Genomic DNA, 20,469 nt, shown 5'->3' on the forward strand with positions numbered 1-20,469 from the left:
TCAAAGAACAGATAGGATTCCCACAAACGTTTGACAGACAGACCAACTATAAATCACTGGAAGACAGTCGGTGCTTTACTTTTGGCCCCCGCGATTCGATAAATATATAGAGCTCAAATGAATCCAAACGATGAACCTTACACCCCAGAGGACTTGATCCGCCCCGTCCCATACCAAGCTAAAAAGCAGCCTCTCTGGCAAACAAGCCTAGTGAGCCTGACTTGGTTTTTGCTTTCCGGAATTTCTTTTTATCTAGGACTCCAAGCCCTAAAGGCAGATCCTAAAACTGCTTCTACCCAAACCGGAACAGAACAAGTAGCATTCCAAAATACTACTCTCAAATCAGATCTGGCTCCTACAGAGGGGGCCTGGGAATCTTGGAAGAAATGGTGGAATTCCAACAATACTTCTTCCGAGTCAGATGGAACTTCCAATACTGTAAGTTCTTTCCAGTCTGAAATAGAAGAAGATCCTGCTTTTAGAGCTTCTACTTGGTTCTCAGATTATGAGGCGATGAAACGTACAGTTCATCTATATAATGAGATTCATCCATTTATCTATGGATTTAAAGGAAGAGAGACTAATAACGGAGATCTTTATTCTCTTTGGGGATCTGCTCAAAAACACGCACGTGTTGCAGAACTTAGGTCTTTAAATCCAAGAGTAAAGATCATTCCTACCATTTTCCGCTGGGAAAATAAGAATGAGAAGATCTCAGAGAATATCGGTCTGAACGGACGTAATGATATCAGAGACAAACATATCCAGAATATTCTATACGAAGTAGATACTTACGGTTTCGACGGTATTGATATTGATTATGAAGGAATGAGCTGCGAGAAAAAAGAGAAGTTCGAAGAATTCATCGTTATTCTTTCGAAAGAAATCCACAAACGTGGCAAACTTCTTTCTGTAGCCGTTCACCCTAAAACTGCCGCTAAAAAAACCGGCCTAAAAGCATGTAAGGGTTTAAAAGAAAAAATTAATATGGATTTTGCTGAGAATTGGAGAGGTCCAATGACCCACGATTACGCATTCTTAGCAAAACATGCAGACCGTGTGAAGGTGATGGCTTACGAACTTCATCCTCGTAAGTATAGAAACCCAGGACCTGGACCTCAGGCTCCAAACGTTTGGATCAGAAATATTATCACTTACGCAAAAGAAAGAGTTCCTGCTAAAAAATTGTATATGGCAATCCCAACTTACGGATATGATTGGGCGCTAAATTGTAATGCGAAGATCAAGGCTGTATATTGGTCGGACGCATTAAAACGCCAACAATTAGGTGTGACCAAACAACCTACTAATATCACCCAAGTTTTAGCGGATAATAAGAACTCGGATTCGTGGACAAATCTTTCCAAGTTTAGCTGGGTTCACCAAGGTAAAACTTATGAGGATCCAAGTATCTGGTATAAGTCGGAAGGTTGTGATCGTGTTGCTTTTTTCATGAACAGAAAAGCTTTCGAAGAGAAAATGACTCTATTAAGATCTTATGATATTGGTGGATTCTCTTTCTGGCAGTTATTATCCGATAATGATCCAGGTATCAATGATTATTTGGAATTACTTGTGACTAATAAACTTCCACCTGTTCCAAAGGCTAAAAAACTGCCTGAGAGTCCGAATCCTGATGTAAAACAGGCTCCTCCGGAAGAAGGTCAGGAAGAAGCCAAGAATACACAGGATCTTGTCAAAAAATAAAGTTACAATCATCACAGAAGATCCTTCTCTCGCAGCAAAAGTTCTGAAAGAGGGAGGGATTGTTCTATTTCCTACCGAGACTGTTTATGGTCTTGGTGCGGACGCTCGGAATCTTTCCTCTTGTTTAGAAATTTATAAAATTAAAAACCGTCCCGCAGATAATCCTTTAATTGTACATTTAGGGAATCCGGCTCTTATTCCGGATATTGGAGAGGTTCCTGAAGGTGCAAGGATCCTGATCAGGCAATGTATGCCAGGTCCTTTAAGTTTGGTATTGAAGAAGGTTGATAAATCCGTTTTTTCTACCGGGCTGACTACGATTGCAGTAAGAGTCCCTTCTAATCCGAAAACTTTAGAAATGCTTTCTTATTTCGGAGGTCCGGTTTCTGCTCCTTCTGCAAATCTTTCAGGACAACCATCTATCACAAGATTAGATGATGCTATTTCTGAGTTTGATGGATACGTGGATCTGATCTTAAAAGGTCCTGAACCTGAAATAGGTTTAGAATCTACCGTTGTTGATTTTTCAATTTCTCCACCTAAACTTCTTCGCCCCGGTTATTTTGGTTGGGAAGAATTACAAAAACATGTTCCTGATCTAGAAAACTATAGTGACTTAAAAGAAGGAGAAACTCCTTCGAGTCCTGGAGTAAAATATAAACATTATTCACCTAAGGCAAAGGTGGTCTTCACAGAAAACCAAACTCCAGACAGAGAATCGGCTGCCATAGGAATAAGCCTAACGAGAGGCTGGAAATTTGCTCTGGATCTTCGTAATAACTCCGAGTATATGAAAAATTTATACTCCTTCTTTAGAGATTGTGATCGATTAGGGATTTCTAAAATTTACTGTTTCCCACCTGCAAACTCACTCGGTAAAGAAGCACTCTTGAACAGAATATTAAAGGCTCAAGAATAGCATTATATATTAGATAGTTCCTGAGCAATTTCGGAGAGATGTAGTATCTCCATTGGATTTTGCTTCTTCTCTGCATTTAACTTAGAAAAGAAAGAAAACTTGGATAACTGCATTCCGGGTTTTAAGTCCTGGACTAGATCCTTCCAGCTATAAGTTCCCGGAAGATAACGTACATCTATTTTTTTGGATTTTAGTTCTTGTTTCAAATCCTGTAATATATCCAAGAATGAATCACAGGAATCTAAAAATCCTGATTTACGGAATGTTTCTCCGGAGAAGATACGACCTTCTCCGTAATGTTTTTCTAATTCTTGGAAACTGGTTTTCCTAGATTCAATTACGCGGTTATAGAATAAGTCCCTGGATCTTAATACTTCTTTTCTTAAGAACTGCTCCGACTTAGGTGAAAGTTTTCCGTATTCGGAAAGAATATCCCTATTTGGATAAAATCCGATCCTTTCTTTTTGGACCCCGAATTTATCATAGAGCTTCTTCAATTCGAATCTCATCATCACTGCACCGATGGAACCAACGATTGAATACGGTGTTCCATGGATTTTTTGGGTGGCGCAGGAGAGATAATAACCTCCTGAAGCGGCTACATTCAATACGTATGTGATAACAGGTTTTTCTTTCGCAAGTTTTTTGATCTCTCTGTATAGAAGTTCCGAAACAAGTGCGCTTCCACCTGGAGAATTCATTTCTAAAACAACCGCTGCGACTTTTGGATCTTCTTTTAAATCTTTAAAAATTTCTTGGTAATATCTAAAGGAAACCTGTCTGGATCTGAAATCTTCTTCTCTTCCTAAATCTGGAAGAATATTTCCTTGGACAGGGAGAACTGCAACGATTGGAACGGATTTGGAGATAAATGAAAAATTGGATTTTTTATGATATAATCTGAAACCTTTAGGGCTTAGTTTTCTATATTTAGGTTTATCCGTTTCCGTTTCTTTTTTATAATTTTCGAATAGATAGTTTTCTTCAAACTCGTCTTCTTCCACAAAGTCAGTGATAAATCCGATCTTTTTTAATTTTTCAGAACTGATAATCGGTTCTTCTAAAACTTTCAGATCTAAGTTTGAAGACTTTTTAAAACCTTTAGAAAGTAACTCTTTATAATCTGTGAGTAAAGCTTCTAAATTTTTTCGAGCTGGAGCGGAGAAGGATGTTCTTTGGAAAGTTTCTCCGAATGATTTGAATGCACCACTTGCATACGCTTCTACACCCACACCGAACTTTTTAGCAGCGCCTCCAAAAAAGTAAGGCTCCGCAGAAGGAAGTATAGGGAAAAATTCAGATGCAGAAGAGGAGTATCTGTAGTTGCACTGAGAAAGTAATAGTAATGCTTTGGTTCCTCCACCTAAACAAAAACCGGAAGTTTCAATTCCTTTTTCATTCAATGTTTGGATTGCTTCGCAAATATTCCAAACTTCTCCAAATCCGTATTCAGGATTGGAAATATGGAAAGAAACTTTTTTCAAACCTGGGACTTTAGTTAAGGCCTTTAATCCCAATAAAAAATCTACCAAGAAGGGAGCTTCTTCTTTAGGAACCAATAGTTTGACGAAAAAAGATTTTTTATCAAAGGAGAAGGAAGAAGGAATTTCCAAATAGAAATGATCTCCTTTGCGGATGATCCAGGACAAGATCCTAAATCCTTGGAACAAAATCCGGATCGGTAAAAATACAAGAGAGAACAGAATTCTAAACATTGGAAATTCCTTTTGGCGACCAAAGTAAAACGGACATTTATTCCGGAAAACGTAAAATTACGGAAGGAAAACCGCTTTTCAGCCTGGCTTTCCAGAATTTATCTGAAACCTAAGAGAGGGTTATTCGTTTGGATCATATCCGCATCCGAGGAGCTCGGGAGCATAATCTTAAAAATATCAATGTGGATATTCCACGGGATAAACTCGTGGTGATCACTGGACTTTCCGGTTCAGGTAAATCTTCTCTTGCTTTCGATACGATCTATGCAGAAGGACAGAGAAGATATGTAGAAAGTCTTTCCGCTTATGCTAGACAATTTTTGGGCCAGATGGAAAAACCTGATCTGGATCTGATCGAAGGACTTTCTCCCGCAATTTCTATAGAACAGAAAACCACACATCGTAACCCAAGATCCACTGTAGGAACTGTGACTGAGATCTATGATTATCTTCGTCTTCTTTACGCGAGGGTGGGGAAACCTCATTGTCCTATTTGTGGAACTCCGATCCAATCTCTCTCCATCGATCAAATCACAGAAAGGATCCTAAATTTTCCGGATGGAACCAAGATCCAAATTTTAGCGCCGATCGTTTCCGGTAAGAAGGGAGAGCATAAAGATGTTCTGGAGAAGATCAGAAAAGACGGATTTAATAGAATTCGTCTGAACGGTGAGATCAAAACTTTAGACGAAGAGATTGTCCTTAAAAAAAGTTTTAAGGCAACGATCGAGATAGTGGTGGATCGTCTTGTGATTAAAGACGGGATCCGTTCTCGTTTGACCGACTCTGTCGAGACTGCTCTTAAACAATCGGAGGGAATTCTTCTCATGGACGATGGGAAGAAGGACCATACATTCTCCCAAAAACTTTCCTGCCCTAATCACCCGGAAGAATCTTTACCTGAACTTTCTCCTAGGTTATTTTCATTTAACTCTCCGTTCGGAGCCTGCGAAACCTGCGATGGACTAGGAAGCCTTTTAGAATTCGATGAGGATCTTTTAATTACGGATTCAGAACTTTCTCTGGTCGAAGGTTGTATAGAAGCATGGGCGGGCGCGAAGAGTAATAGTTATTGGTTTTTAACAACCGTTCACTCTTTGGCTAAAAAGCTTAAGTTCGATTATAATATTCCTTGGAAGGATCTTCCTAAAAAAGTAAGGGATACCATCCTTTATGGAGATAAAAATCTCAAAATAGATTACGATTTCAGAAATGAAAAATCACATTATGAATTCAGTAGGGAATTCGAAGGTGTGATCCCTAATTTAAAAAGAAGATATAAAGAAGGTTCCGAGGCAAGACGTCAGCAACTGGAAGGATATATGACCAACCACCATTGTCCTGCCTGCGAAGGAAAACGACTGAGACCTGTAAGCCTTCATGTGGAAGTAAACGGTTTAACAATTGATAAATTCTCCGCTTTTAGCGTCGAGAAAGGTTTAGATTTCGTAAAATCAATGAAACCTAAGGGAAGTGAAGAAGTAATCGCGAGACCTATCTTAAAAGAAATCCAACAAAGACTTACATTCTTGAATGATGTTGGTGTTGGATACTTAAGTTTAGAGCGTGCTGCCGGAACTCTTTCCGGTGGAGAAGCTCAAAGGATCAGACTTGCTACTCAGATCGGATCTAGGCTTCAAGGTGTATTATATATATTAGATGAACCTTCTATTGGTCTTCACCAAAGAGATAATACTAAGCTCGTCAATACTCTTAAAGAGCTGAGAGACCTAGGAAATACTGTTTTGGTAGTAGAACATGACCAGGAAACCATGGAAGAAGCTGACTGGTTGATCGATATGGGACCGGGAGCAGGTGTTCATGGTGGAACGATTGTTTGTTCCGGAACTCCTGAAGAAGTTTCTAAAAACAAAAACTCACTTACAGGTAAGTTTTTATCCGGAAAAGAATTTATTCCGGTTCCTAAAAATGTACGACCAGGAAACGGAAAAAAACTTAAGATCGTAAACGCCAAAGAGAATAATCTTAAAAACGTAAGTGTAGAGATCCCTCTTGGAAAACTGATCGTAGTGACAGGTGTTTCCGGTTCGGGAAAATCTACTCTCATCAACGATATCTTATACAATGCGGCGGCTCATAAAGTAATGAAAATGAGAACCGTATGGGGAAAACATGAGAAGATCACAGGCCTCGAAGAAATTGATAAGATCATCAATATAGATCAATCCCCGATCGGTAGGACTCCTAGATCCAATCCTGCAACTTATACAGGACTTTTCACTGTAGTACGTGATATGTTCGCTCAGTTAGAAGAATCTAAACTCAGAGGTTATTCTCCCGGAAGATTTAGTTTTAATGTAAGCGGAGGAAGATGCGAAACCTGCGAGGGAGACGGTATCTTAAAAATAGAGATGCACTTCCTTCCTGATGTGTATGTAACCTGCGATGTTTGTAAAGGAAAACGTTATAACCAAGAAACATTAGAAGTTCGTTATAAAGGTAAGAATATCTACGAGATCCTGGAAATGACCGTAGAAGATTCAGTTCCATTTTTCGAGAATATTCCTGCATTAAAGAGAAAACTGGAAACCTTAGGCGAAGTAGGGCTTGGTTATATCAAATTGGGACAACCCGCCACAACATTCTCAGGTGGAGAAGCCCAAAGGATCAAACTTGCCACTGAATTATCCAAAAGACCTACAGGAAAAACATTATACATCCTGGATGAACCTACCACAGGACTTCATTTTGAGGACGTTAGACATTTGATGACTGTTTTGCATATGCTTGTGGACCGTGGAAATTCTATGATAGTCATCGAGCATAATCTGGATGTAATCAAACAAGCGGATTGGATCATAGATTTAGGACCGGAAGGAGGAGAAGGAGGCGGAAAAATTATCGCTGAAGGAACTCCAACAGAGATTGCAAAGGTCAAAGAATCTTTTACAGGTCAATATCTGAAAAAAGTTTTAGGAAATCCAGGGAAGAAGGCGGGTTAACATCCTCCAATGATGAAAGAATTAAGAGAAAAACTTTCTTCCTTTCCTCCGGGAGAATTTAGATCCGTTTATAAGTCTTCCTTGCCTGATATTGCAAAGGCAGGCTTACTGAATGCTCTAAAGGATGGTGGTTTCCGAGCATTTCACGAAAAGTTAATATTAATTCCTTCTTTCCCTCATGGTATTGGAGTAGGGGTAGGATTGATGGCGCAGACAAATGTCGCCGGAAAGATCCTAAAATTAGTAATTGGCTCCGAAGCAGGAGCTTCTACCAACCCGGAATCCAAGAAATTGGCATCCGAACTACAAGATAGATTAGTAAGTGGTCTTGGGATCTTAGGACTGGGAGTGAGTGAGCCGGGCTGGATGGGAAAACTCACCAATCTAAAATCTACCGCAAAAGTTCTTTCCAGCGGAGAAATAGAATTAAATTTTCATAAAGGATTCGTGACCAACGGAGCCGACGCGGAAGGTTATCTGGTCGTTGCCAAGGAAGAGGAGCAGAATCGTTTCGGAGTCTTTTTTATTCCACGAGATTTCCCTGGTTTAAAGATCGAGGAAGTCTATCTGGATGTTGCCAGAGAAGCGACTCATTGTAAGATCACCGGTGAAAATTTCAAAATACCGTCTCATTATCATTTTATAGAAGATTATACAAAATTAGGCGCCGATATCCATCTTTCTGAAATGTTATCAGCTGCGGTTCTATTCTGTGGAGCCATTCGTAAAATTGTATCCGACTTAAGCCAAGGAAGTGAATCCAGAGAAAGATTTTCCGTTTTAGGAAAACTTTGGGACTTAAGTGGACTTCTATATGGAAAATGTTTAGAGATTTCCGACAAAAAAGACAAGGATCCAACTTATAAAATAGAAGAAGACCATCCTTACGGATACGAGGCAATCCTGGATGAATGTATCTCTATTTTAGAATCTATTCCGAACTTCGATTATAAAAAGGAATATCCTGATCTAGGATTATTCTGCACAATCCATCCTGCCAGAAGTCCTGTTTATATTAAGAACAGGCTTAAACAGTCCAAAAGCTGGAGAAAATTCGGAAACCTCTAATGATGATGGTGAGCAGGATGATCGTGAGTATGGTGATGATGTCCCCATTCTTCAGAATCGATATCGTGTAGAGTTTTAGCGATAATCCCATCAATCGTATGAGTGATAGAAGGGTCTTCTAATTGCAGATAGATCTGTTCGAATTTCCATTCTCCTCTCAAAAGTTCGTAAGCTTCTTTTAAGATCTTTTTAGAATCAGATTCTTTAGTGATTTGGACCCTAAACGCACAAGCATGGATCCCTTTCGTTAAGGTCCAGGTATGAGCGGAAAGAAGTGAATCCACTCCTTTGATATGTAAAAGGTCCTTTTTTAAATGATCCCATTCGTCAAAAGTTGGAGAAGATTCTAACAGGATCATCAAACTTTCTTTTAAGATTACGGCTGCAGCTCTTAAAATAAAAATAGAAAGAACCAAACTGAGAAGTGGATCAATCCATGTCCAAGCAAATAAACGAATTAGAATTGCGCCTACTAAAACCGCTATTGTGCCGAATAGGTCATTCAATACATGAAGGTAGGCAGTTCTTAGATTGATATTGTCTGATGAAATTCTTTTTAAAAGCCAAACAGAGATCAGATTTAATCCGATAGTTCCCAAACTGAAAACCAACATGGATTCAGTAACAATTTCTTCCTGGTGGCGGAATCTTTGGACCGCTTCGTATATAATAAAAATCGAAATTCCGGATATCAGGATCGAATTTAAAAATGCTGCAAAAACTTCTACCCTGAAGAAGCCGAAATTCATTTTTGTATTCGGTTTTTTGTCAGAGACCAAAACTGCAAATATACTTAATAAAAACGCAAATGAATCCGAGATTACATGTCCTGCGTCTGCAAGAAGTGCCAAACTTTTACTTTGAGTGGAACCGAATATCTCCCAGGAAAAGATCCCTATGGAAAGAAAGAATGCAAAAAGTAAACTGCGTAATGTATCCTTTCTTTTGGGACGAAGAATTGCCTGTCTCGCAAAAGGTTCTAAATTAGAGGATGAATTAGTATCTTTTTTCAAAGTTGAGGGGAGCCTTAGTGACCCTTACCACTTTGTGGTTCCAGAACGATATCTACTCTTCTGTTCAAGGAACGATTTTCAGGAGTATCGTTAGAAACGATTGGCTGATGTTCCCCATAACCTGCTACGGAGAAGTTTCTCGCATCTAAGTTTTTACTCTCTAACAAGAAACGAACTACGGAAAGAGCTCTCTCGGTAGACAATTGCCAGTTATCGTTAAACTTTTTAGTACGTATCGGAATATTATCCGTATGGCCTTCTACAATGATCAGGTTGCCAGGATATTTTACCAAAATTTCTTTGATCTTGTCTAAAGCTGGGAAGATCTGTTTTTTCAAATCCGCGGAGCCGGAATCGAAAGAGATTTGATCATCTATATTGATGACTAGTCTATTATGAAAACGTTTTACTCGGATCTGCCCTTTAGCGATCTCACCGGAAAGTTTAGATTCCAGTTCGTTTGCCTGTTCTGCTAAACGATTTAATTCCCTTTTTTGGTCCTCGTTTAGATTTTTGAGTTTGGAAAGACTATCTTCTAATTCTTTGATCCTTGCTTCCAAACTTGCAATTTTGGACTCATATTCTCTTTTGAGTTCATCCATTCTGCGGATACAGCCTAGTCTTTCTTTTTCTAACTCGGACTTTAATTCCGAGATCAGGTCCTGGTATTTTTTGGACTGCTTTTCGTTTTCTTCGATCAGTTCTTTTTCTTTATTTCCACTTTTTGCTTTTAGAAGTGCGATCTGATTTTCAAGTGCACGGATCAGTTCTGCGGCAAGTTCCCTGTCCTTTTCCCGGAAGGATTTTTCGCCTGAGAGTTGTTCTTCTAAATTTTGGATCCTGGCATCGAGGCTGAGTTTTTCTTTTTTAGCGTTTTCAGTCTCGTTCCTGTAACGGAGTCTGAGAGAGTCTAACTCAATTCTGAGAGTCGCATTCTCATTATAGAGTTTATTGTATTCCCAAGGGAAATAAAAAGCGTCCGAAAATATCGGCAAAGAAAATAGGATTAGAAGAACGGGAGTAAGTCGGAAAAAAAAAGGTTTCATAGTCAGATAGGGAAAACTAGGTTCTATTCTAAGGCTGCAAGCCCCCAGTCAAATGAAAAACTCTTGTACCAAAAATCAGTAAATTCATTGAACCGATAAATTCCATCAGGATTCTGTCATAGGGGGAGGGACGCCGCATGGACGAAACAAATAGCACTAAGGAAACTTCTTCCCTGAAGGCAAATCCACATTCTGCGGATTGGATGGATTCCTTCCTAGAAAAGGTAGAACAAAAGGACAATAAGTTCCTACTCAGTTTTACTTCTTCCAATCACCCAGCCGATATCGCCGAAGTCCTGGAAAAACTGGATATAGACGACGCATTTTACGTATTTAAACTTTGTGATTCTGAACAGCAGTCTGAGATCTTAGTCGAGTTCGATGAGGATTTACAGGCGGATTTGATCTCCCGTCTGAATATGAAGGAGATCTCTCCTATCGTCGAAAATCTGGAGCCGGATGATGTTACAAATCTGATCTCCGAGATCCCAAAGGATAAGGCGGAGGAAATTCTGAATTCCTTGGATCGGGAAGATTCTTCTCAGATCCGAAAACAACTGAATTTTAGGGAATATACTGCAGGTCGTTTGATGACGACTGAGTTCGCTTCCGCTTACGAAACAGACACAGTCAGAAAAGCGATTATCAAATTAAGAAGGGTCGCTAAAGAGACGGAAGATATCTATCTTCTCTATGTAACTGACGCTGAGAATCATCTAAAAGGATTTATCAGACTAAAGGACCTATTCCTCGCACCTCTCAACCAAAAGGCAAGTAGGCTCGTAAAGGAAGAAGCATTCTCCATTCATTATGATACGGACCAGGAAGAAGTGGCCCGTATATTCCGAAAATACGACTTAGTTTCCGCTGCGGTGGTAGACGATCTGGACCGGATCATCGGCAGGATCACCGTAGACGATATTTTGGATATCGTTCAGGAAGAAGCTTCCGAAGACATTTTGAGGATGGCAGGGGTTTCGGAAGAAGAGAGATTAAACACTTCTATCTGGGACTCGATCCGAAGAAGGCTGGTATGGCTGGTATTTAATTTGGGAACTGCAACCCTTGCTTCCACCATGGTATCCTTTTTCGAAGATACGATCCAGTCCTTGGTTTTCCTGGCGGCTCTGATGCCTATAGTAGCCGGTATGGGTGGAAATGCAGGAACACAATCTATTACTGTGGTAGTCCGAAATATAGCCACAGGGGACCTAAGTGTTTCCAACTGGACGACTGCTTTCCGAAAGGAAAGTCTGATCGGATTAATAAACGGGATCACGATCGGCTCAATTACCGGGCTCGCGGTTTATTTTTTCTTCGGTAAACCTGTTCTCGGATTTGTTATATTTTTAGCTATGCTTGCGAATTTGATCGTTGCTGCTTTGGTGGGTGCCTGCGTTCCTATGGGTCTAAAACTTTTAAAAATAGATCCAGCGATCGCATCTTCCATTTTTGTTACGATGACAACGGATACCTTTGGCTTCTTCTGTTTCTTGGGGCTTGCCACACTATTCTTGCAATATTTGGTATAGTTGGAATATTTCGCATAAAATAATAAATTTCCTTGGATAGGAGAGGCCAATGTTTCGCGTTTCGGTTTTCCGAACTTTTTTAGCCGGTTTTGCGGTTTTATATTGTTTATCATTCATTTCTTGTATCAGCTCCGGAGGACCGACTTCCCATACCCCGGAAACTCCTAAAGGAGAAGTCCTTCCTAATCCGGCAGGAGACAGCGAGGATATCATAGACGAAGAAGGTAGAGAAGTGAAGATCAGTACTACTGATCCTATCTCTTTCCAAAGTCAGTCTAAAGACAGTTCTGAATATTTCAGGGTACATATTACAAGTGAGTCTTATCAGGTCCGACAGATCAGAGGTTCTAAGTATATTCGCAGAAAAGTGGATAAGGGCGGAGACGCACTGATCAGCGAAGAATTAGTAAAATATAATAGGATCAATTTTAATGATGATGGGATCATCTTAGTGATCCTGAATGGAAATACCGGAGCCGTTGAAACGATTCGTTTTAACACCAGAGTTCCGAGGATTAATAACCTGGCAAAAATTATCCAGAATGATGTGACCCGTTGGTCCATGGAACATTCCGAAGAGAAGCCGGTGGTTACAAAGTATCAGATCCATTATACTATTAAATTGGAAAATAAATCCAATACGACTAGAGATACTGTAAAAGAAGAACTTAAAGGCGAAGTCAAGAAGAGGTAGACTACCTTATCAATTTCTTTCTATAGATTGTGTCCGAATCAGTAGATTCCCGGTATAGATATACAAATGAAAGCAATAATATACGAGAAGTATGGATCTTCTGATGTACTTCAATATAAAGAAGTTCAAAAACCTACACCTAAGGAAAATGAAGTCCTCGTAAGAGTCAAAACTGCTTCCGTGAATGCTGCCGATTGGCGTATGATGAAGGCGGATCCTTTCTTGGTTCGCTTTTACGCCGGTCTTTTCAAACCTAAAAAATTTTCGATATTAGGCGCAGATGTTGCCGGAATTGTAGAAGCGGTCGGACAGAATGTAACTAAGTTCCGTCCTGGTGTCGAAGTGTTCGGAGATGTTTTTGCAAGCGGGTTTGGCGCGTTCGCTGAATACAAATGTGGCAAAGAAGATGAATTCGTTTTAAAACCTTCTAATATATCTTTCGATGATATAGTTGCTTTACCTCTGGCTGGAATGACCGCTTTACATTCTTTAAGAGATTTCGGTAAGATAGAAGCGGGGCAAAAAGTTCTGATAAACGGAGCATCCGGAGGTGTTGGAACATTCGCGATACAGCTTGCAAAGTATTTCGGGGCAGACGTTACAGCGGTCTGTAGCACTTCTAAAATGGAACAGTCAAAATCACTCGGAGCCGATCAGGTAATCGACTATACCAAGGAAGACTTTATCCAAAACGGAAAAAAATACGACCTAATAGTTGGCGTGAATGGATACCGTTCTCTTTCAGAATATAAGAGTGCTTTAAATCCGAAAGGAAGATATGTCATGGCTGGAGGAGGCACTGCTCAATTATTCCAAGCTTTACTTTTGGGGCCTTTCATCTCTCTAAGAGGTACTCAAAAGATTATTGCTGCTTCTTCCGAGCCGAATCAAAAAGATCTTATTTTTTTATCCCAACTCATGGAATCAGGTAAGATCAAATCGGTAATTGATAAACGATACAAATTGGAAGAAGTCCCGCAAGCTATCCAATACGTTGAACAAGGCCACGCAGCTGGTAAAGTAATCATAACAGTATCATAAATCTGTCTGATTGATTGAAAAATAAAAAGGAACTGTGAATGAAAAGAATTTTGAAGCTTATTGGAGTGTTAATCATCCTTTTACCGGTATCGGTGATTGGATTTTTATATTTTAAATTTCCAAATGCAGAACCTGCTCCGGAAATTTCTGTAGGAAACAATCCAGAACGTATACAAAGAGGAAAATATCTCGCCAACCATGTATCTGCATGTATGGATTGCCATTCCATTCGTGAATGGTCTAAATATTCCGGACCGTTAATCCCTAAGACATTGGGAGAAGGTGGAGAAGTTTTTGATCAAAAGCTTGGATTTCCTGGCTCTTTCGTTGCACCGAATATTACTCCAAGTGCCTTGGGTAAATGGACTGATGGAGAAATTTTAAGAGCGATTTCTAGCGGGATCAATAAGGAAGGAAATGCGTTATTTCCGGTTATGCCTCACCCTGCGTATGGGCAAATGGACAAAGAAGATCTAATTTCTATCATTTCTTACTTAAGAAGTTTAGAGCCGATTGAAAAGAAAAATCCTATTTCTAAACCTGATTTTCCGTTTAACCTGATCTTAAGAACAATACCTAGTCCTGCAAAATTCGGGAAACTTCCGGATAAGAATGATAAGGTTTCTTACGGAAAATATCTATTCGTTGCTGCCGCTTGTACTGAATGTCATACAAAACAGGATAAAGGAAAACCTATTGCTGGAATGGAACTTGCCGGAGGATTTGAATTCCCTCTAGGAAACGGAACTAAAATTATTTCCGCAAATCTTACCCCGGATAAAGAAACAGGACTTGGTAATTGGACTGAGGCTCAGTTTGTTAAAAGATTTAAGGAAATGGAACTTCCTAAATACAAACCTCATTCCATAAAAGAGGGTGAATTCCAAACGATTATGCCTTGGACTATGTATGCAGGAATGACTGAGGAAGATTTAGCTGCTATATTTGCTTATTTGCAAACTGTACCGGCTATTAAAAATAAAATTACTAACTAAGTTGGTTAAGAAGAAGGGAGGAATTCTCCCTTCTTCGAAATCATCCCTCTTAACTTTTCGATACGTCAAAAATCCCTCGTTCAATAGATATCCCAAGTCTTTCTAACATTCCCGGCATATCAAAACCTTCTTTTTGATAGGATGCTTGTACTTCCTTTTTTGCATTAGAAATTGCTTCTTCATTTTCCCAACTTGCTACAGTTACAAATTGGATCTCGTTTGAACTTTTCTCACGGATATACGATGAGTCTTGTATAAAGCCTGGAAGGTTTTTAATGAAGTTCCGATTCACCTTGACACGATTGAAAAATTCTAACTCGGATTTTTTAGGAACGATGAATGTATCGATCAGTACTTTTTGCATTTTTGCTCTCCTCTTAGAAATAGAATACTCTATCCGAAAGATCAAAAATTGTAAAAATTCAGGATTTTACCAGTAAGGTGTGGAAAGTTTAAAAAACTGTTTCGGCGTTGCGTCTGTGAAAGTTTTGAAGTCTCTGATAAAATGAGCCTGGTCAAAGTATCCGGCATTCTGAGCCGATTCCGTTAAACTGATCTGAGAAGAATACGAATCTATAAAGTTTCTCATTCTAACTAGGACGGAAAATTGTTTGGGGCTTGTTCCGATTATTTCTCTAAATCTTTTTTCATAAGAATCCCTACTAATAGGCATTCCTTTCAGTAAATCCGCTATTTTTAGATTTCCTTTGGATTTTCTGATCTTTCGTATCGAATCTAAGATTAAATTGTCGTTTTTAGATCCGACCCATTCCGAGATCAGGAATTTCTCCACTATGGAAATTTTTTCAAGATTCGTTTTTGTTAAGAAAAGTTTCTCTTCTGTTTCCGAGATTTTTTTGGATGAGATCAAATTGTCCAAGGACAGATTCAATTCGAATAAATTATGAAGTGGTTCCTTAATAAAATTTGCAGCTCCACCTTCTTCAAAGATTACTAATAAAGTAGATGCATTTTTAGAATATTCGATCAATCTAGGAATACGTCTAAGTCCAGTGATCCCGGACATAGGAAGAATATTCTCTTGGTCTTTCTCCTTATGAGCAATTTTCCCGGAGATCCTAAATGAAATGACCAGAGAAGATCCAGGCAGAATTTTGTTCTGCATTCCGTCTTCGCTTTCAATGATCAAGAATTGGCGAACATACGGTTGCAAATTTTTACTTGGTAAAAATGTCTCAACGTTCATGAGAGGATTCTTACAGTAGATTCTATATTCTTTTGTGAATTCTCAAGCAAAAAAACGTATCTTTCTGATTTCCCAAATAAGACCGGAGATCAACCCTAATCCAATAGAAAAGAATATCCAATCCGAAGGTATTTTTTCGAATCCGAATAACCTAAGACTGAATTCGAATTGGAAACTTAAGATCAGCGCCGAAGCCGCCAAAAAGAAGATCCAGAAAACATTGGAATGCAAGGATCTAAGAATGGATATAAATCCACCTTGATGAGTCAAATTCGTCAGCATTAAACTAAAATTGGATACGACTAGAAAGATAAAGCCAAAGGATCTGATTTGGTTTTCGTTATGACCTTCTTGTTTTAACCAGAAATAAGAGACTAGTAATAATGCTAGAACTCCTGCACCTTGAGAAAAAGATAAAATAAATCGGGAAAGACTGATTAGACTAGAATTTTTTCGCCTTGGACTGGAATAACGATCTCCTTTTTCTAAATCCAATGATTCAAAAACAATGGAGCAGGTCGGATCTATAATCAATTCCAAGAGTAGGATATGCGCAGGAAAGAAAAAAATAGGATCACCGGTAAAAGCGGGAAGCAAGGACATTCCTATAATCGGGATATGAACGGATAAAATATAAGAAACACTCTTTTGTATATTCTCATAGATCCTTCTTCCTAAAAATACAGACTTCACAATAGAGGAAAAATTATCATCGAGTAGTACAAGATCGGATGCTTCTCTTGCTACATCCGTTCCTCTTTTTCCCATGGAGATCCCAATATGAGCCGCTTGCAGTGCGAGAGCGTCATTCACTCCATCTCCTGTCATTGCGACTATTTCTCCTTTTTTTTGGAATGCTCTTACTATCTTTAATTTCTGTGCCGGTTTGATCCTGGAAAAAATACCTACCGTATCTAATTTAGAATCCAATTCATCACTCGTGAGTTTTTCCAACTCATCTCCGGTTATACTTTCTTGATAACCTTCTAATCCAATCTTAGAAGCTACCGCTTTTGCAGTCCCTGCATGGTCCCCCGTGATGATAATAACCCTGATCCCTGCTTGTATACATTCCGAAACGGAAGAAGGCACAGATTCTCTGATTGGGTCTTCTAATAAGATCAGCCCTAAAAATTCAAATTCTAGATCGTGTTGGTTTTCAGGAAGAGAAGAATTTACGATCTTGGACCTTGCTACTCCGATTGCCCTGTATCCTTGTAAAGAATAGGTTTCGGTTATCTTTTCCCATTCAATGGTTCTTTCTTCTGAAAAATGGCATAAGTCAAAAATAGCTTCCGGCGCACCTTTGGTGCCGATTACAAATGTTCCAGATTCTTCTGAATTCCATGCGTAACTGAGCGCGAGTAATTTGGGAGAAAGCGGATACTCTTTTTCTAATGTCCAGTCTGCATGAAGATGTTCCGTATCATATAGAAGATTGATGCCTAATTCACGGATTGCTTTTTCCATTGGATCGAAAGGATCTTTTTTAGAAGCAAGGATAGAGAATTCTAAGAGTAAATGGAATTCTTCTGCAATATCCTGAGTTTTAAATTCAAATAAACTATTCTTTTCGGAAGAAACTAAACCTTTCACTTTCATTTGGTTTTCAGTTAAGGTTCCTGTTTTATCCACGCATAATACTGTTGCCGCTCCTAACGATTCGATGGAGTTCAGTTTTCTTGTTAAAACTCCACTTTTTGAAATTCTCCAAGCTCCTAAAGAAAAGAAAATACTTAGAACGACAGGTATTTCTTCCGGCAATACTGCCATTAAGAATGTAAGCGCTGCCAAAACGGACTGCATCCAATTTCCATTTCGTATCCCAAGGCCATAGATTAGAAAAACGGAAACGACTAAGGCTCCTAAAAAGAAGAACATAGTGAATTTTTTGGCTTCTTTTTGGAGAGGACTTTCGGACTCCGAAATTTCTCCCATTTCTTTTCCGATCGACCCAATAGAAGTGGAGTCCCCGGTGAATAGTACTTTGAAAATACCTTCTCCTGAGACTATCTTTGTTCCGGAATAGATTTTTTGAAATTCTGAATAAGGTCCTAAATTGTTTGGATCTGTCTCTTCTTTCAGAACAGGGATGGATTCTCCAGTTAATAGAGACTCGTCTGAATGCAAATTTAATCCATCTATTAGGTATCCATCAGCGGGGACCTTATCTCCTTCTGATAAAAAAACTAGATCTCCAGGCACGATGAACGCAGAATCTATCTCAATCTTTTTTCCAGCTCGGATCACCTTTGCTCTTAAGGGAGAAAGTTTTCTAAGAGATTCTAAAGCTTTTTCAGACTTATTCTTTTGAAAGATTGTGAGAGAAATAACTGCGATCACCGCAATGGAAAGAGTGATCGCTTCCTCTAAATCTCCTAATAACGCATAGATAAATCCGCAGGCCAATAATAAAGAGAGCATTGGCTCTGAAAGAATGGAGAGGGTAGTCTTCCAAAAAGATGTTTTCTTAAGTTTGGATTCGTTTGGCCCAAACTTATGGAGAAGTTCTGAGGCTTCTTGAAAACTTAAACCTTTATAAACAATCTCCTTGGCGGGGGGCATGGGATATAATTAGTATAGAGCCGATCTACCTGGCAATATCTTTCTAATACCCAATCCGTTTAAGATTTTTTAGAATGAGTACGCGTATTCCAGCCAAATAAAGTATAAATCGGGCACCAACCTACGATCCCAGTTGCAAGTATCACGAAGCCGACCGCAAATATTGCCAGCTTATATAAATCTTCTATATAAAATGCCCAGGTAATCAAAGAAGTCCCGAGTATTACCCTGATCGCTCTGTCCCCAAAATTTGAATTTATAAATTTCATAACGAACACCTATTGACTGTATCTCTGTTAAAAATATTCTTCTATTTTAAGTCTTTGTCAATGATTGGACAGGCGTTGTTCCGTTCTAACGTAATGATAAATATCAGTAATCTCGGAAGTTGAAGTTAGCATGAAAATTGATCGTTATATTATTAAAACTATATTCAAAACATCGATAGAATATATACTCATTCTATCTTTAGGAATACTTCTGATCTATTTGGATGAGATCGAATTTTCAGGCTTGGAGATTAAATATCTTATATTGATTCTTGCAGGTTTTAAATCTTGTTACTTCTTTATAAAAGGTTTCCGAAGGATCTCTGAATTTTCGGGATTAGATTTGAAATACTATGAATTTCTGGTGTTTATAGCATTCAATATCAGCGTAATCGTTTTATCCTTCGGTTTCGATTATCTTTGTATTTATAAAACGGATATGAGTTCTTTTTCAGGAATTCCTCAAAATTTAGGGGATTCTTCTCTATTTTTTAAATTTTTATATTTTAGCTTAATGATCTTCACGAATATTGGGATTATCAAAATTGTCCCGGAAAGTACTGAAGCTGAGATCTTAGTAATTTTCGAAGCGATTTTATCCTTTATTACGATCATCTTCATTCTCTCTGACTTTATAAGTCTAAAAGAATCTTTAACTAGCTCTTCCTATAAGAAGGGGGATGATACTTAATAAATCCTCAAATTCCCTTTTACAATTTCGATCCTCCTGAAATACATGTAAAAGCTTTATGAAAAAAATCCTGATCACCGGTGGAGCCGGATATATCGGCTCCCATATGAATAAATATCTCCATAAATTAGGTGTGGAAACTGTTGTATTCGATAATCTTTCTAACGGTCACGAGAAAGCAGTTAAATGGGGGAAGTTTTTCAAAGGAGATCTATTAAATAAAGCGGATCTGGATCGTGTATTTTCAGAACACGAATTCGAAGCAGTCATTCATTTTGCAGCACTCGCATATGTGGGAGAATCAGTTACGGACCCCCAAAAATATTATATAAATAATGTGATGGGAACTCTCCAACTTTTGGAAGCGATGAAAAATCACGGGATCAACTACTTCATATTCTCTTCTACTTGCGCTACTTATGGTGCCGTTACTGAAGTCCCGATTCTGGAAACGACTCCCCAAGATCCGATCAATCCGTATGGCCAATCCAAACTGATGATCGAAAAAATTTTAACGGACTATTCTCACGCATACGATCTAAAATTTGTAGCACTTCGTTATTTTAATGCTTCCGGTTCCGATCTGGACATAGGGGAAGAACATGATCCTGAAACCCATCTACTTCCTATAGTGATCGAAAAAGCATTAGGAAGAAGAAATTCACTTACAGTAAATGGAAATGATTATGCTACCCCGGACGGTACGGCAGTTAGAGATTATATCCATGTGATGGATCTAGCTCAGGCTCATCATCTCGGATTAGAATATCTGAAAAAAGGTGGAGTTTCGGACTTCTTTAATTTAGGGACAGGACAGGGATTTTCTATTTTAGAAATTATTAAAACTGTGGAGAAGGTCTCCGGAGTTCAAATTCCTTACAAGATCGGCCCTAGAAGAGAAGGGGATCCTGCTAAATTGATCGCAGATAATACTAAAGCCAAAAAGATTTTAGGCTGGGATCCTAAATTTGCAAAGATAGAAGATATAGTAACTAGCGCGTGGGAATTTCACAAAAACCATTCTCATTAAAAAGAAAAGGCTTC

At 38.8% G+C, this 20,469-nt stretch carries 17 protein-coding genes; 10 read left to right on the forward strand and 7 right to left on the reverse strand.

Annotated features, from left to right (window positions below):
- Positions 1-117: 117 nt before the first annotated feature.
- Both EHO58_RS17150 and EHO58_RS17155 read left to right on the forward strand, forming a co-directional pair.
- Positions 118-1,707, forward strand: coding sequence for a glycosyl hydrolase family 18 protein (locus EHO58_RS17150; protein ID WP_135680737.1), 1,590 nt, complete (start codon positions 118-120; stop codon positions 1,705-1,707).
- Positions 1,694-2,626 carry an L-threonylcarbamoyladenylate synthase gene (locus EHO58_RS17155; RefSeq protein ID WP_135680738.1) on the forward strand — a complete coding sequence of 311 codons (933 nt, stop codon included), beginning with the start codon at positions 1,694-1,696 and terminating at the stop codon, positions 2,624-2,626. Before EHO58_RS17150 ends, EHO58_RS17155 begins: the two co-directional genes overlap by 14 nt.
- Positions 2,627-2,628: 2 nt before the next feature.
- Here EHO58_RS17155 and EHO58_RS17160 read toward each other — a convergent pair whose 3' ends face one another.
- The gene (locus EHO58_RS17160) at positions 2,629-4,341 is read right to left on the reverse strand and encodes a S49 family peptidase (protein WP_135680739.1); all 1,713 of its coding nucleotides are present in this window, start codon (positions 4,339-4,341) and stop codon (positions 2,629-2,631) included.
- A 128-nt stretch (positions 4,342-4,469) separates the two neighbouring features.
- Here EHO58_RS17160 and uvrA point away from each other — a divergent pair, with 128 nt between their 5' ends.
- Complete coding sequence (gene uvrA, locus EHO58_RS17165; protein WP_135680740.1) at positions 4,470-7,304, forward strand: excinuclease ABC subunit UvrA; 2,835 nt, start codon at positions 4,470-4,472, stop codon at positions 7,302-7,304.
- A gap of 9 nt (positions 7,305-7,313) precedes the next feature.
- Positions 7,314-8,372, forward strand: coding sequence for an acyl-CoA dehydrogenase family protein (locus EHO58_RS17170; RefSeq protein ID WP_135680741.1), 1,059 nt, complete (start codon positions 7,314-7,316; stop codon positions 8,370-8,372).
- Here the strand turns inward: EHO58_RS17170 and EHO58_RS17175 are convergent.
- Positions 8,369-9,385 (reverse strand): cation diffusion facilitator family transporter, encoded by a 1,017-nt coding sequence (locus tag EHO58_RS17175; protein ID WP_135680742.1) that lies wholly within the window; start codon positions 9,383-9,385, stop codon positions 8,369-8,371. The two genes, EHO58_RS17170 and EHO58_RS17175, sit on opposite strands and share 4 nt — an antisense overlap.
- A gap of 14 nt (positions 9,386-9,399) precedes the next feature.
- Positions 9,400-10,431, reverse strand: coding sequence for an OmpA/MotB family protein (locus tag EHO58_RS17180; protein WP_135626622.1), 1,032 nt, complete (start codon positions 10,429-10,431; stop codon positions 9,400-9,402).
- Positions 10,432-10,568: 137 nt separating this feature from the next.
- Between EHO58_RS17180 and mgtE the strand changes: the two genes are divergently transcribed.
- The 4 genes from mgtE (at position 10,569) to EHO58_RS17200 (ending at position 14,693) form a co-directional block, all read left to right on the forward strand.
- A complete protein-coding gene (gene mgtE / locus EHO58_RS17185) occupies positions 10,569-11,963 on the forward strand; it encodes a magnesium transporter (RefSeq protein WP_135626623.1) in 1,395 nt (464 codons plus the stop codon).
- 49 nt (positions 11,964-12,012) lie between these two features.
- Positions 12,013-12,657, forward strand: a complete 645-nt coding sequence (locus EHO58_RS17190) for an LA_2219 family laminin/E-cadherin/plasminogen-binding protein (protein WP_135680743.1) — start codon at positions 12,013-12,015, stop codon at positions 12,655-12,657.
- Between the two features lie 66 nt (positions 12,658-12,723).
- A complete protein-coding gene (locus EHO58_RS17195; RefSeq protein WP_135680744.1) occupies positions 12,724-13,698 on the forward strand; it encodes an NAD(P)-dependent alcohol dehydrogenase in 975 nt (324 codons plus the stop codon).
- Between the two features lie 38 nt (positions 13,699-13,736).
- Positions 13,737-14,693 carry a cytochrome c gene (locus EHO58_RS17200; protein WP_135680745.1) on the forward strand — a complete coding sequence of 319 codons (957 nt, stop codon included), beginning with the start codon at positions 13,737-13,739 and terminating at the stop codon, positions 14,691-14,693.
- Positions 14,694-14,742: 49 nt separating this feature from the next.
- On the opposite strand, the gene EHO58_RS17205 is transcribed toward EHO58_RS17200, so the two are convergent.
- The 4 genes from EHO58_RS17205 to EHO58_RS17220 form a co-directional block, all read right to left on the reverse strand.
- Positions 14,743-15,057: an antibiotic biosynthesis monooxygenase gene (locus EHO58_RS17205; RefSeq protein WP_135680746.1), complete on the reverse strand. Its 315-nt coding sequence runs from the start codon at positions 15,055-15,057 to the stop codon at positions 14,743-14,745.
- A gap of 66 nt (positions 15,058-15,123) precedes the next feature.
- Entirely contained in the window at positions 15,124-15,900 is a 777-nt protein-coding gene (locus EHO58_RS17210; protein ID WP_135680747.1) for a helix-turn-helix domain-containing protein, read from the reverse strand.
- Positions 15,901-15,942: 42 nt separating this feature from the next.
- Complete coding sequence (locus EHO58_RS17215) at positions 15,943-18,465, reverse strand: cation-translocating P-type ATPase (RefSeq protein WP_135680748.1); 2,523 nt, start codon at positions 18,463-18,465, stop codon at positions 15,943-15,945.
- Positions 18,466-18,524: 59 nt separating this feature from the next.
- Positions 18,525-18,734, reverse strand: coding sequence for a YgaP family membrane protein (locus EHO58_RS17220; RefSeq protein ID WP_135680749.1), 210 nt, complete (start codon positions 18,732-18,734; stop codon positions 18,525-18,527).
- Between the two features lie 130 nt (positions 18,735-18,864).
- Between EHO58_RS17220 and EHO58_RS17225 the strand changes: the two genes are divergently transcribed.
- Together EHO58_RS17225 and galE are read left to right on the forward strand one after the other, a co-directional pair.
- On the forward strand, positions 18,865-19,425 hold the full coding sequence (locus EHO58_RS17225; protein ID WP_135680750.1) for an ion transporter: 561 nt from the start codon (positions 18,865-18,867) through the stop codon (positions 19,423-19,425).
- Between the two features lie 58 nt (positions 19,426-19,483).
- A complete protein-coding gene (gene galE, locus EHO58_RS17230; RefSeq protein ID WP_135680751.1) occupies positions 19,484-20,455 on the forward strand; it encodes a UDP-glucose 4-epimerase GalE in 972 nt (323 codons plus the stop codon).
- Positions 20,456-20,469 lie beyond the last annotated feature (14 nt).

It is taken from the genome of Leptospira selangorensis (genome assembly GCF_004769405.1).
GTDB classification, from domain to species: Bacteria; Spirochaetota; Leptospiria; order Leptospirales; family Leptospiraceae; genus Leptospira_B; species Leptospira_B selangorensis.